Annotated in this window: 14 protein-coding genes; 5 read left to right on the plus strand and 9 right to left on the minus strand. The window is 69.2% G+C overall.

Going from position 1 to position 13,154, the window contains the following annotated elements; genetic code table 11:
* Positions 1-107: 107 nt before the first annotated feature.
* Positions 108-1,106, plus strand: a complete 999-nt coding sequence (gene hemB, locus OG609_RS23075) for a porphobilinogen synthase (protein ID WP_327274553.1) — start codon at positions 108-110, stop codon at positions 1,104-1,106.
* A 48-nt stretch (positions 1,107-1,154) separates the two neighbouring features.
* On the opposite strand, the gene OG609_RS23080 is transcribed toward hemB, so the two are convergent.
* Entirely contained in the window at positions 1,155-2,426 is a 1,272-nt protein-coding gene (locus OG609_RS23080; protein ID WP_327274554.1) for a choice-of-anchor A family protein, read from the minus strand.
* Positions 2,427-2,820: 394 nt separating this feature from the next.
* On the opposite strand from OG609_RS23080, the gene OG609_RS23085 reads away from it, so the two are divergent.
* Positions 2,821-5,670: a PDZ domain-containing protein gene (locus tag OG609_RS23085; RefSeq protein ID WP_327274555.1), complete on the plus strand. Its 2,850-nt coding sequence runs from the start codon at positions 2,821-2,823 to the stop codon at positions 5,668-5,670.
* On the opposite strand, the gene OG609_RS23090 is transcribed toward OG609_RS23085, so the two are convergent.
* A complete protein-coding gene (locus OG609_RS23090) occupies positions 5,664-6,227 on the minus strand; it encodes a HEAT repeat domain-containing protein (RefSeq protein ID WP_327274556.1) in 564 nt (187 codons plus the stop codon). The genes OG609_RS23085 and OG609_RS23090 overlap by 7 nt on opposite strands.
* 442 nt (positions 6,228-6,669) lie before the next feature.
* Between OG609_RS23090 and OG609_RS23095 the strand changes: the two genes are divergently transcribed.
* On the plus strand, positions 6,670-7,743 hold the full coding sequence (locus tag OG609_RS23095) for a MarR family transcriptional regulator (protein ID WP_327274557.1): 1,074 nt from the start codon (positions 6,670-6,672) through the stop codon (positions 7,741-7,743).
* A 42-nt stretch (positions 7,744-7,785) separates the two neighbouring features.
* Here OG609_RS23095 and OG609_RS23100 read toward each other — a convergent pair whose 3' ends face one another.
* From OG609_RS23100 to OG609_RS23120, 5 genes are all read right to left on the minus strand, one after another.
* On the minus strand, positions 7,786-8,130 hold the full coding sequence (locus tag OG609_RS23100) for a hypothetical protein (RefSeq protein WP_327274558.1): 345 nt from the start codon (positions 8,128-8,130) through the stop codon (positions 7,786-7,788).
* A 48-nt stretch (positions 8,131-8,178) separates the two neighbouring features.
* Positions 8,179-8,970, minus strand: coding sequence for a DUF4253 domain-containing protein (locus OG609_RS23105; RefSeq protein ID WP_327274559.1), 792 nt, complete (start codon positions 8,968-8,970; stop codon positions 8,179-8,181).
* Between the two features lie 81 nt (positions 8,971-9,051).
* A complete protein-coding gene (locus tag OG609_RS23110; protein WP_327274560.1) occupies positions 9,052-9,717 on the minus strand; it encodes a maltokinase N-terminal cap-like domain-containing protein in 666 nt (221 codons plus the stop codon).
* Positions 9,718-9,741: 24 nt separating this feature from the next.
* On the minus strand, positions 9,742-9,996 hold the full coding sequence (locus OG609_RS23115; RefSeq protein ID WP_327274561.1) for a DUF397 domain-containing protein: 255 nt from the start codon (positions 9,994-9,996) through the stop codon (positions 9,742-9,744).
* Positions 9,993-10,778, minus strand: coding sequence for a helix-turn-helix domain-containing protein (locus tag OG609_RS23120; protein WP_327278146.1), 786 nt, complete (start codon positions 10,776-10,778; stop codon positions 9,993-9,995). Before OG609_RS23120 ends, OG609_RS23115 begins: the two co-directional genes overlap by 4 nt.
* A gap of 151 nt (positions 10,779-10,929) precedes the next feature.
* Between OG609_RS23120 and OG609_RS23125 the strand changes: the two genes are divergently transcribed.
* Positions 10,930-11,325, plus strand: coding sequence for an ATP-binding protein (locus OG609_RS23125; RefSeq protein WP_327274562.1), 396 nt, complete (start codon positions 10,930-10,932; stop codon positions 11,323-11,325).
* A 7-nt stretch (positions 11,326-11,332) separates the two neighbouring features.
* On the opposite strand, the gene OG609_RS23130 is transcribed toward OG609_RS23125, so the two are convergent.
* A complete protein-coding gene (locus OG609_RS23130; RefSeq protein WP_327274563.1) occupies positions 11,333-11,908 on the minus strand; it encodes a GNAT family N-acetyltransferase in 576 nt (191 codons plus the stop codon).
* Between the two features lie 35 nt (positions 11,909-11,943).
* Here OG609_RS23130 and OG609_RS23135 point away from each other — a divergent pair, with 35 nt between their 5' ends.
* Positions 11,944-12,303 carry an NAD(P)-dependent oxidoreductase gene (locus tag OG609_RS23135; protein ID WP_327274564.1) on the plus strand — a complete coding sequence of 120 codons (360 nt, stop codon included), beginning with the start codon at positions 11,944-11,946 and terminating at the stop codon, positions 12,301-12,303.
* A gap of 47 nt (positions 12,304-12,350) precedes the next feature.
* Here the strand turns inward: OG609_RS23135 and OG609_RS23140 are convergent, their stop codons facing one another.
* Entirely contained in the window at positions 12,351-13,082 is a 732-nt protein-coding gene (locus OG609_RS23140; RefSeq protein WP_327274565.1) for a hypothetical protein, read from the minus strand.
* Between the last annotated feature and the right edge of the window lie 72 nt (positions 13,083-13,154).

Raw genomic sequence — 13,154 nt, forward strand, 5'->3', positions numbered from 1 at the left:
CGGTTGACTGTGCCAGGGGTCCGGCTGCTTCGGCGGCCGGGCCCCTGCCCGTTTTTCCGGCACGGGTGTCGGTAAGACGGTGATGTGTACGGGTCTAGTCTCGAAGGATGACTGTGTACGGAAACTTCCCCGGCGCCCGCCCCCGGCGGCTGCGGACGACCCCGGCAATGCGGCGGATGGTCGCCGAGACGCGGCTCGACCCGGCGAATCTGATCCTGCCCGCGTTCGTACGCGAGGGCATCGATGCGCCCGTCGCCATCTCGGCCATGCCCGGTGTCCAGCAGCACACCCTGGACACCCTACGGAAGGCCGCCGTCGAGGCGGTGGCGGCCGGGGTCTCCGGGATCATGCTCTACGGCGTCCCCGTGGACGAGAAGAAGGACGCCCGGGGCACGGCGGGCACGGACCCGGACGGCATTCTCCAGGTCGGTCTGCGCGCGGTGCGCGAGGAGGTCGGTGACGATCTCGTCGTCATGTCGGACCTGTGCCTGGACGAGTACACCGACCACGGCCACTGCGGCGTGCTGACCGCCGACGGTCGCGTCGACAACGACGCGACGCTGGAGCGGTACGCCGAGATGGCCCAGGTCCAGGCCGACGCGGGCGCCCATGCGGTCGGCGCCAGCGGCATGATGGACGGCCAGGTCGGCGTCACCCGTGACGCGCTGGACCAGGCGGGCCACGAGGACGTCTCGATCCTCGCCTACACGGCGAAGTACTCCTCGGCGTTCTACGGGCCGTTCCGCGAGGCCGTCGGCTCCTCGCTCAAGGGCGACCGCAAGACGTACCAGCAGGACCCGGCGAACACCCGCGAGTCCCTGCGCGAGCTGGCGCTCGACCTCGAAGAGGGCGCCGACATGGTCATGGTCAAGCCGGCCGGACCGTATCTCGACATCCTCGCGAAGGTCGCCGACTCGGTGGACGTGCCGGTCGCCGCGTACCAGGTCAGCGGTGAGTACGCGATGATCGAGGCCGCCGCCGAGAGGGGCTGGATCGACCGGGACGCGGCGATCATGGAGAGCCTGACCGGGATCCGGCGGGCCGGTGCGCAGATGATCCTGACGTACTGGGCGACGGAGGTCGCGCAGCGGCTGGGCCGCGCCTGAGCGTTGCCTGAGGGGCCCCGCCCGTCCGGGCGGGCGGGGCCCCGGGTGTCAGGCCCGCTTGGACCGGCGGCGGGCCGCCACGATCAGGCCGGTACCCGCTGCGAGCACCGCGGCGGTGCCGATGACCAGCGGGACCGTGCCGCTGCTGCCCGTCGAGGCCAGGTCGCCACCACCGGTGCCGGGCGCCGAGCTCTGCGACGGGGCCGGTGTGCCGGGTGCGGCGGGCTGGGAGGAGCCGGCGGACGGCGTGCCGCTCTCGGGGGGCGGTGTCACGGAGGCGGAGGGCGTGCCGGTCATCGGCGCAGTGGTCCCGGTGGTGCCGCTCGGCGTCGGCGTGGCGGACGGGGTCCTACCGGTCTCGGGGAGGCAGCCGGTGAAGGGGAAGTGGTGCGTCTCCGCTCCGCCCGAGCCGTGCAGCGAGGCGACCCACACCGAGCCGTTGACCGGCGCGCCGGTGCCCAGCTCCAGGTGCGCCCGGGGTGCCAGCACGCTGCCGGGCCAGGCCGCCTGGCTGCTCTTGGTGACCGTGCGGGCCTCGGGGAAGTTCCACAGCAGCCGGGCGCGGACCTTGCCGTCGGAGGCGCTCTGGAGCTTGTCGTCCAGTACGTAGTCCTGGCCGCCGGACAGGAAGAAGCCGGTGGTGCCGGCCTTGGCCATGTCGTAGTTCTCGCCGCTGACGTTGACGACCGTGGTCGAGCCGGCGGGCACCTTGAGGTAGATGTCCTTGGCCTGCTCCAGTTGACCGGCCGTCACCTTGAAGACGTTGCGGGTGGTGTTGCCGCCCTCCAGGGTGAGTTTCGTGCCGCTCGAGCTCGCGTCGGCACCACCGGTCACCGGCTCTTCGGCCAGTGCGGAGGAGTACGACCGGAGCTTGGCGAACTCGGCGTCGAAGTCGATCGGTCCGGCGTTCTGGCGGAAGGTGCCGGAGTGCAGCTCGACGGCGCGGTCGCGGACCTTGCCGCCTACGACCGCGTTGCCTTTCATCACTGCGGTGACCGACCCGCCGTTGACCAGGTCGCCGCGGACGACGAGCGGCGCCCGGTCCGGCAGGGCGTCGACTTCTGCCGCCGACAGTTCGTTGGCGACGCTGAAGCCGCCGCGGAAGTCGGCGTTGCCGCCGACGGCCACCGCGCCCTCCGCGTCGGGCGAGTGGACGTCGTCACCGAGGACGAACTCACCGTATTTCCCGGCGATTCCGAAGGCGTCCGTGGTGCAGCCGGCCGAATCGGCGGGCGTGGCCTGTGCGGCGGGGGCGGCCGTGAGGCCGAGAAGGAGGGCTCCGCCGAGCGCGGTGGCTGCGGCGGTTGCGGTTATGCGCATGGGGCTTGGTTCTCCCGCGGAGTTGGTCGTGAAGATTCCGTGGTGGCGCGCCCATACTTTTCACACAATAGGACATTGGTCAAGACCAATGCTCACCATACTGACGAAGTGCCAGGAAGCCGAGGCGTGTCCGGTTGTCGGGACTCGGGATCTCGCGGCATCGGGCCACGTCGGATGGTGACCGGGCGCGCGAGCCCGGCGTGATCCGACCCCCGCCCGTCCCGATTCCGGGGCGGGCGGGGGCTCTTTTTGGCTCAACCTCTTGACGGTCATCCGATGTATTTATAGCTTTCGGCGCGACAACCCCTCTACAACACGCAGAAGTTGGGCGCAAACGTTGGATGCCTGACTTTCATGGAAGCCGACCCGACGTGACCGTCTATGAGGAGTGCCCATGCGCACTGTCCCAGGTTCCCGCTCTCGCCACCGAAGCCCGGCCTCGGCGCTGACAGCCGTCGTGGCCACCGCCGCCCTGGGCGCCGGGCTGGCCGTACTGCCCGCCGGGCCGGCCGCCGCCGGAGGCCGTAGTGATGAGGCGGTCACCTTTCATGTCTCGCCCCACGGCGATGACCGGGCCAAGGGCTCGGCGGCGAAGCCGTTCCGGACACTGGAGCGAGCTCAGAAGGCCGTCCGTACGTCATTGAGCAAAGGTGTGCGGGAGAGGAGACCGGTCGATGTCGTGGTGCACGGTGGTACGTACCGGCTGCGGTCCACGCTGAAATTCACCGCCGCCGACTCCGGTACCGCCAAGGCTCCGGTCCGGTACGTTGCCGCACCCGGCGAGCACGTCGTGCTCAGCGGCGGTCGTGCACTCGCACCTCGTTGGAGGTCCTACTCCGACACGATCAAGGTTGCCGACATCGGGGCCGGTCTCGACTTCGACGGACTCTTCATCGACGGACAGCGGCAGACGCTCGCCCGCTACCCCGACTACGATCCGAGCACGACGATCCTCGGCGGGTACGCGGCGGATGCCATCTCCGCCCAGCGCGTGGCCCGTTGGAAGAATCCGACGACAGCGCTCGTGCGCGGTCTGCACGACGGCATGTGGGGCGGGAACTCCTTCAAGGTCACCGGTGTGAAGGCGGACGGCACGCCTGAGCTGGCCTGGGTCGGCGACAACAACCGGGGCAGCGGCCTGCACGCCACGTACCGCATGGTCGAGAACGTCTTCGAGGAGCTCGACGCCCCCGGCGAATGGTTCTACGACAAACCCGCCGGGAAGCTGTACTTCTATCCCCCGGCGGGCGTCGACCCCACCCGCGCCCGTGTCGAGACGGCCGAACAGAACGAACTGATCCGGGTGACGGGCAACGGGCCGGGCGACGCCGTTCGCCATCTGACCTTCTCCGGCTTCACCTTCACCCAGACCCACCGCACGCTCTTCAACACGCCGTACGAGAAGCTCCAGCTCGGGGACTGGGCTCTTGCGCGAGCGGCAGCGGTCCATCTGAAGAACACCGAGAACGTCTCCGTACGCGACTCACACTTCGACCAACTCGGTGGCAACGCGCTCCTGGTCGACGGGTACAACAACCACGACGTTGTCTCGGGCAATGAGTTCAGCCACTCCGGGGCCTCCGACGTCGCGGTCATCGGCAACCCGGACGCGGTCCGTGAGCCCTCCACCTGGGACAGCATGCGCAGAACCATCAGCGATACCACGCCCGGCCCGAAGACCGAGAACTACCCTCGCGACATCAGCATCCGCGACAACTACATGCACGACAACGGACAGTTCGAGAAGCAGACCTCCGGCGTGCAGATATCGATGAGCCGCCGCGTCACCGTGGACGGCAACACCCTCCACGACGGTCCCCGCGCCTGCGTCGACATCAACGACGGCACCTGGGGCGGCCACCTCATCGAGAACAACGACATCTTCAACTGCGTCAAGGAGACGTCCGACCACGGCCCCTTCAACTCCTGGGGCCGGGACCGCTTCTGGCCGCTGACCGCCGACGACGCGACGAAGAAGTCGTACGCGAAGCTGGACGCGATGGAGACCACCGTCATCCGCCACAACCGGATCCGGCACTCCTCGCACTGGGACATCGACCTCGACGACGGCAGCTCGAACTACCTCATCGAGGACAACCTGCTGCTCAACGGCGGGGTCAAGCTCCGTGAAGGCTTCCACCGAACCGTACGCAACAACGTCTTCGTCAACGGCGGCGCGCACTTCCACGTCTGGTTCGCGGACAGCGGCGATGTCGTCGAGAAGAACGTCTTCGTCACCGACACCCCCTACAGCCTGATCCAGGTCGACATGGCCAGGAGCAGGCCCGTCATCGACGACAACCTGTTCTGGAACAACGGCAAAGCCGTCCAGGGCCTCGACGACGCCTGGCGGGCGAACGGGCTGGACACCCGCTCGGTGATCGCCGACCCGAAGTTCACCGGCTCCTCTCCCTTCGCCGACCCGGCAAAGCTCGACTACACGGTCCAGTCCGACTCGCCCGCCCTGGCCCTCGGCTTCCACAACATCGCGATGGACGGCTTCGGCAGGGCCGGTGCGCCCACTCCGCCGCCGCTCACCTGGCCCACGGAGACGCCTGACACCGACACCCTCGACGCCCTTCCGGAACCGCTGCTGGGTGTGCCGGTGACGCGGATCTACTCCGACGCGATCAAGTCCGCCACGGGGCTGACCGACACCGACGGTCTGCATCTGGCCTCCGTGCCGAGCACCTCGGAGGCGTACCGGCAGGGGCTGCGCGCCAATGACGTCATCCGGGAGATCGACGGCCGGCCGGTCACCGACCGCAACAGCTTCTGGCTCGCGTACAACCAGGCCGCTCCTGGCGCCGACGTCCCGCTGAAGGTCTGGCGCAATCAGGCGTCCGCCGACGTGACCCTGCGCAAGCCCGTCGGCGGCGAACAGATCAACAACACCTCCGGCGTCGTCTACAGCGGCACCGGCTGGGACTGGAAGAACAGATACCGGGGCGGCGCGGGTGGCTGGGCCGACGATGTGCACGCCACCCAGGCTGTGGGGGACTCCTTCGAGCTCGCCTTCAACGGGACCGCGATCGATCTCATCACCCAGGTCAACACCGACGAGGGCGAGATCGAGCTCTTCCTCGACGGTCGGTCCGTCGGCACGATCGACAACTACAACGCCACGCGCGTGCATCAGAAGACCGTCTTCAGCAGGACCGGGCTGGCCCCGGGGGCGCACACCCTCAGGGGCGTCATGAAGACGGGCGACTACATGATCGTGGACAGTTTCCGGATTCAGTAGCGGAGACCCTGGTTCGACGACATGGCCCAGGCATCGGGCTTTTGGCCCCACGCTGTCAGGATGCGGGCCGCCGCCCGGCCGAGGTCGCGGTCCTGGGTGAGGGCGCGCAGTACGTCGGTACGGGCATCGCTCGGGCCCGCCTCCTCGACGGCGGCCAGGGCGTTGTGCCGTACGAGGGGGTCCTCGTCCGGTTTCAGGGAGGCGGCCAGGGCCCCATGGACCGCCGGGTCGTCGGCGTAGGGGCCGAGCGCCTCGGCCGCGTACTGGCGGACCAGGTCCTCCTCGGGGTCGTTCAGGGCGGCCAGCAGGGCGCGGGCGGCGGTGCGGGCGGTGGCCGGGTCGGACGGGGGCCACAGGCGCAGGATCGTGGCGGCCTCGACGCGGGCGAGGTCGTACTCCCGCGGGTCTGCGACGACCGCGATCAGGAAGGGCAGCGCGTCGGGGGTGTCGTCCAGTTCCGCGACGATCTCGCGCTTGCGGTCACTGGTGGCGGGCAGGGCGCGGAACTCCTCAATGAGGCGTTCGAGGCCGTCGAGGCGGTTCGGCGGCGGGTTCATGCGGGGGTCCTCTCGGGGCCGGTCGACCAGCGCCATGCATGTTACGTATGCGGTGAACGTCGTGCCGGGAGCGTCCCCGTCGCTCGTCACCCGGGCTTCGGGTTCCGGGATTCGGGATTCGAGCCTCGGACCCGTTGGTTCACTCGTGCGGGGTACGGGTCGGGGGTGCGGCCGGGCATTGAGCTTCGGGATCCGGGCGTCGGGATTCGAGCGCCGGGAGTCGGGTTCCGGGATTCGAGCGGCTGCTGTAACCGGTAGGTGGGTAAGGGGGGTTGGGAAACCCTCCCGACCTCCCTGACCCGTCACGGCCAGCAAGTATGACTAATCGTGACCGACTTGCAGCGTGGCGTTGTGACTGCTTACGGTGCGACAACGAAACGACCCCGACGCGGTGTTAGCGCACCGGGCCGGGGTCTCACCCCAAGATCGAAGAGGCGATCCTGTGGCTACCCAGAACTTTAGCCCTGCCCTGTGCGCGCCCGCATCCTCGGCTTCGTACCCGATGGCCAAGCCCGGTTACGGTAAGCGGTCCGCGCCGGACCAACATCCCCGTCGTGCCGACGACTTCGCTTTGCTGCCCGAGCGGGAGCGGTATGTTGCCGGGTTCGTCGACCATTTGCCCGACGGTGCGGCGATGAACGTGAAGGCCCTGGCCAAGCAACTGCCGCTCTACGGCCAGCAAGCCGTCAGCAGTGCCCTGACCGCCCTGTCGGTGGCCGGCCACCTGCGCCGTGTGCGTCGCCTGGTGGGCGAGGGCGACCAGGTTCGGTGGGTCTTCCGCACGTTCTGGTCACGCACCGCGCGCGACAACGAATGGTGGGCCGACTACCTCGCCGCCGAGGACAACCGGGCCGGGGTCGGGGCTGAGCCCGAGCTTGAACCGTCGACGATCACATCCCTGCCGCGCAGGGCGCCCACGGAGTCCCTGGTTCCGGCGCCTGGGGCCGCTGTCGACGGGTCGCTTCCGGCCCCCGTGCCGGTCGCAATGCCCCAGCCCGAAGCGGGGCCGAGGCCCGCGTCCGCCGAGCCTGCCGCACTCCCGCAGCCGGACTCGGGATGTCCGTCGCCCGCATACCTGGCCCTGGCCCAACTCGGGCGCATGGACCGCAGGGTGGCCCTCTCCGCCGCCGACTGCGAGGCACTGGAGGGACGTGCCACCGAATGGCTTGCCCGCGGCGTGAGTACGGACTACCTCACCCAGGCCCTCACTGCAGGACTTCCCGCCCAGGTCGACTCGCCCGTCGGTTTCCTGCGCCGTCGGCTCAACGACAAGATCCCACCCGTCCTGCCCGTCGCCCCGGAAGCCCCCGTCGTCCCCGCCCGCCGCGTCATGGTCGAGTGCACCCGGTGCGGCACCCCCGGCCGCCCCGATGCGCTTCCCGACGGCCTCTGCCGCCCCTGCCGCCAGGTCACCCATGGCTCAGCCGTCACCCCGGACGGCGTTACCGAGCCCGCCATCGAACGTGATGTCCGTGCCTACGTGAGCGAACTCCGCGACCTGCTCAAGGTCCCCTGACGCCGCAGCTGTCCGAGCGGGCACCGGCACGCCTCTGGAGACTCAGGGCTGGTCGACCAGGACCATGAACGCCAACCACGCGAAGGACACGACGCTCGGCGCGAGCATGGCGAGGGCGAGGCCTGCCGGTGGCCTGCGCCTGCTGAGCGCCCAGCTCGCGACCAGGGTGATCAGCGCCAGCACCAGGCCGACGGTGAGCACCGTCCACGCGGAATCGAAGCTGGTGCCGAACCGGTGGGCCTCGGCCTCCTCGCAGTAGTCGCAGGCCATCGACGAGAGCGCGCCGAAGACCAGGGTGAATAAGGCCAGCGGAAGCGTCACGACCGTGGAGATCAGCGGGGCGATCCAGGTGCGCGACGGGCGGGTGTCAGTGACTTCTTCGGGCATGCGTACGAGTCAACTCGGCTTCCGTGAACGCCGCATGAGTTGTCGTACTCAGTCCCACCAGAACGACCAGGTCTCCTGGTTCAGCACCATCTTCTCGGCGTACACATCCAGGTCGTACGGCGGGTTCTGGTTGATGTTGTCCGGGCAGAACGCGAAGTGCTCGGCGGCGAGCGCCCGTGCCTCGGCGAGGGTGGTGGGCGGGCGTCCGACGGACACGGTCAGGGTGTCGAAGCCGAGCACCACGACCCGTATGCCGAAGCGGTCCTCCCAGGAGCGGAGCACGGCGCAGAGCCGGGCCACGTCGTCCTCGTAGTTGACCGGTCCCGACCAGCCGATCGCGGCCGGGATGTCCGCGCTGCGCCGGGCCGGGACGAGCGCCGCTCGGGTACCGGGAAACCAGCCGTCCGGGCCGACGCACTCCTCCGCGATCTCGGCCGCCAGTTTGTCCGGGCCGTCGCGTCCGTCGGCGGACGGGGCGGGCGCCAGGCCCGGCCACTCGCCGTCGGCCGCGTCGAGTTCTTCGGGTGCGCAGTCCGCCCAGTACTCGCCGAGCACCTCCTCGGCGTCGTGGTCACCCGGGTACGACGTCCTGTCCGGGGCGAGGTCCCAGGTGTCGGGCCACTGGTCGCGTCTCCCGCCGTCGATCAGGACGGGAATGAGCCCGACCGGCCGTCCCGCATCGCGGAGCCCGGCCCACGTCCCGTGGGATGCGGGCTCGTCGGCGCACCAGAGCAGCGGTTCGTGCCACGTGCCGTCGAGCGTGGCGTCCACCAGTGAGCCGGGCGGGAGTTGGAGCCCTGACGTGGTCAGGGACGGGAGCGGATTCGGGAGCGTCGCCATGACCGCGACTCTAGACGCGGCCACTGACAGGGGTGGGGCGCGGTCGGTTTCCGGCCTGCCCGCCACCGGACTTGGGGTGGATTACGGGTGTGCGTGAACTACGGCGAACTCGGTGCGTGCAGTGGTGCCGTCGGGTAGCGGCGCGTCTGCGGTGACGTGGCCGATTGCCTGCCCCTCGGCGCCCTCACCGGGCTGGAGAACACGGTTGATGTGGATGGTCAGCCGGCGTCCGTCGGCTGCTGTCTCCACGAGGATGTCCGTACCGCTCGGGTCGTCGCTCACGGTCGTGGAGGCGATCGCCGCCCTGACTCCGGTCTCCGCGAACCAACCGGTGACGGAGGGGTCGGGGGTGTCGCTCGTACTCTGCATCTGCGGCTCGGCTTCGCCGACGATCAGCGCGAGCAACTGGGCGACGAGGACCGGGTCACGCGTCCCGTCGTACACCCACCGCCGCCCCAGCACGCCGTGCTCGGTCGTGCCGATGAGCGCTTGGTCGGCACCCGCGATCGGCGCGCCGCGGTAGCTGAACGGCACGTGGTACGTGACTGGTTGGTCTCCCGAAGTGTCGGTGGCCGCCATGAACTCGATGCCCACTTCGCCCTCCGGGTCGTCCAGCCGGAACCCGCCGGTCCTGGCCAGCTCCGGCTGCTGCCCCGCCTTGCCGCGGTACCAGGGCTGCGCGGGCAGCCAGGTGGCGAGGAGCTCCAGCTTGGTGGGCGTCAGTGTGGTGCGGTGGATGACAGCCATGGCGGTGGTATTCCTCCTGTGGGCTCAGACGAGTCGCCGGTCGGCGGCGAAGCCGGCGAAGGCCGTCCAGGTGGTGGGGGCGACGGTGAGGTTGGGGCCGTCGGGGTTCTTGGAGTCGCGGATGTGGATGGCGGTGGGGTGTGCGGCGATCTCGACGCACTGCCCGCCCTCGCTGCCGCTGTAGCTCGACTTGCGCCATTCGTAGGCGACTTCGAGGCACTGTCCGCCTTCGTCGCCGCTGTAGCTGGACTTGAACCACTCAAGTGCGGTGCTGTTCATAGCTCTCCCAGCAGACGATCCAGCAGGCCCACGGTGTCTTCGGGGCTGAGGGCCTGGGCTCGCAGCATCGCATATTTCTGGGCGAGGATGCTGACCTCGTCGGGGTCGGAGACGAGCAGGCTGCCACGTTGTGTTTCGGAGTAGGCGACGTGCTGGTAGTCCGGGGTCTCCAGCAGGGTGAAGGGGCCGTTGAGCCCGGCGTGGGTACGGCTGTTCAGTGGCAGGACCTGGAGACAGATGCCGGGGAGCGCGGCACACGCCCGAAGGTGGCTCAGCTGCTCCGCATGCCCCTCGTCGTCCAGGAGGTGAAGCATCAGGACCGGTTCCCAGACAACGAAGCTGATGGTCGGGGGCGCGGTGCGGTGCAGGATTTCCTGACGCTCAAGGCGGCCCGTGGTCTGGATGGCGATCTCGTCCTCACCGAAGACCGGGACGCGGTTACGGAAGACGGCTCGGGCGTAGGCCTCCGTCTGGAGAAGTCCGGGGAGCACCTGGTTGTCGTACCAGGACAGTGCCAGCGCTTCCCGTTCCAGATCCAGGTACTGCTCGACCCACGCCGGGATCAGGTCCACCTCCGGCATGTTGCCCACCGCCGTCTCCAGCGCCCCCTTGGTCTCCAGCAACTCGTCCAATCGACGGGCCAGTTCCGGCAGCAGTGCGCGTCTGCCCTGCTCGATCGAGGCGATCGTCTCCACCTGGTGGCCCACCCGGTCCGCGAGCCGGGCCTGGGTCAGGCCCGCCGCGACGCGGAACACGCCGACCAGTTTGCCCACGAGTTTCATTGCCGACGCGTTCTTGCGCTGCCGCTTTCTGGGGTGCATACGGATCGAACTCCCACCTGCATGCGTACGTCACGCGCGCACGACCCGTACAAGAAATCTGTACGGGTGCGCGTACTGCGGCAGCATAGTCACAGAGTGTGACTCTCGTCCCATGGACGAGACGATGCAACTCTCGCTGCTGCGTGAGCGGTTCTACCGGCGTGAGCGCCGATCGGTGCCTGCAGCGAGAGAGTTCGTACGAGGAGCTGTCACCGACTGGGGGTTCGGGGCGCGGCTGGACGACGTACTGCTGTGTGTGAGCGAGCTGTCCACCAATGCGCTGGTGCACGGGGTGCCGCCGGGGCGGGGGTATCTGGTGCGGCTGCTGCTGCGTGAGGAGGGGAAGTTGCTGCGGGTCGAGGTCCACGACAGCGGGGGCGGGCGGCCGGGCGTGCGGGAGCCGGACGGGGAGTCGGGGCGCGGGCTGGTGATCGTGGCGGCGCTGGCGGATCTGTGGGGGGTGGGGGAGCGGGATCCGGGCAAGGTGGTGTGGTGCGAGTTCGGGTAGGGCGTGGTCAGCCTTGCCGGCGGAAGTCCAGCATGCAGAAGACCTTGTCGTAGCGGCGTTCGCCGACGGCCACGAACTCGGGGAGGCGGCCGTATTCGGTGAAGCCCAGCGACCGGTAGAGATGCAGGGCGTTGGCGTTGTCGCCACGGGCGTCCAGGGTGAGGACCTCGATTCCTGCCTCCCGGGCGTCGGAGATCAGGGCGGCGGTCAGCGCCCGGCCGATGCCGTGACCATGGGCAGTGGCGTCCACCGCGAGCTTTTCCAGATCGGCGTGCGGCCGATGGGTCGGCCGGGTGTAGCGGAGCCAGTACCCCAACCCGACAAGCCGACGGTCGAGGTAGGCGGCACGCAGGGCCGCATCCCCGGATTGCACCGCGGAGACGACGTGGCCGAGAAGTTCCGCCACCTCGTCCCGCGAGGGTGGTTCGAGCCAGCCGAGCGCGGCACCTCCACCGACCAGGTCCGCCAGGATCCGGTGGGCCGACTCAGCGAACCGGGCCTTCAGCTCCGGATCGGCGTTCAGCTCCGCGGCGTCAAGGATGGTGGGGTCGGTGGTGATGTCGCTGGTCGTGTCCGGATTCATGACCGGCAGCCTAGTCAGGCCAAGTTCCGGCCGAGATGTGTGTTCCCCTGTCCGTGAGGCGGGCAGGGGAACACGTAGCTGTAGCCGCAGTCGTTGCGTTACGAGGCGGTCGGCACCGCCTCGTGTGCCACCCGGTCCTGTGTCCGCCCCTGGGCCAGGGTAGCGGGCGGCTCCGGGCCGCGGCCCTGGACGTGTTCCCGGTCGAGCCTCCGGCACCGGACGACCCGCTGCGTGCCCACCCGCGCATCCAGCTCTCCCCGCACAGCGCGTATCTGTCCGACGCCTCGCAGCGGGCGTACGTGTGCGCACCCGCCGAGAACGTCATCGCCTGGCATCGCACCAGGTGGCCGCTGACCCCCGTGGTCGCCCCGACTCCCGAAGGAGCCCCCTCGTGACCGAACTGCCGAACGCCGGTGGCGGTGCTGCTCCCCGGTCGCGTGAGTCAGAGCTTCTTGCCGCACAGGACGCGGTCGTTCTTGGCCAGGTCGGAGTCGAACATCGGGTTCTCGGTGAAGACGGCGTCGGCTTTGTAGTCGCACGGGTCGCTGAAGCCGCCCAGGAATGTGTCCTCAAGGATCTTTATGATCTTGTGGGTCGCGCCGTTCTTCTTGCCCTTGGTCCGGCAGGCGACCTCCTCGATGGTGTCGTTCTTCTTCGGGCCGCTGTGCACGCAGTCGCCGACCTCGATCCTGGGGCCGCCACCCCCGCCCGGGTCTCCGGGGTGTGGAGGCTTCAGGTTGCGCATGCAGGCGTAGCCTTCGCCGGTCGCGCGCGTTCCCTCCAGCATGGCGAGGCTGATCGGCACATCGATCACGAAGTCGGTGGTCTCCGAGCAGCTGGTGGCCGAGAACGGCCAGGCCTTGCCGGACTCCATCCGGTAGGTGACCCGTGCGACGGCCTTGGGATCGCCGCACGGGACCTCGCGGTAGACGTCCTTCTGGCCGGGCTCGGGGGCCGCGCACTCGTTCTCGGCGAGGTACAGCGTGCCGTACGAGGGGTTCACGCTCGGGGTCGGCGAGGCGGTGGGGCTGCTGGACTCCTTGTCCGATGCGTAAGGGTCCGCCACCTTGCCACAGCCGGTGATCAGTACCAGCGTTGCGGCAGCCGCGGCCGTGGTGGCCGCTGCTGCCCGTATGGCCGATGCCGTCGGTCCGACACCCGTGTTCGTACGCACGTCGCCCCCTTCAGGTTTCGATCCAGGATTCTACGATCTACTGCCCTCGGGGGACGGCGAGTTGGTGTTTCG

This window comes from Streptomyces sp. NBC_01224, from assembly GCF_036002945.1.
In the GTDB taxonomy this organism is placed as follows: Bacteria; Actinomycetota; Actinomycetes; order Streptomycetales; family Streptomycetaceae; genus Streptomyces.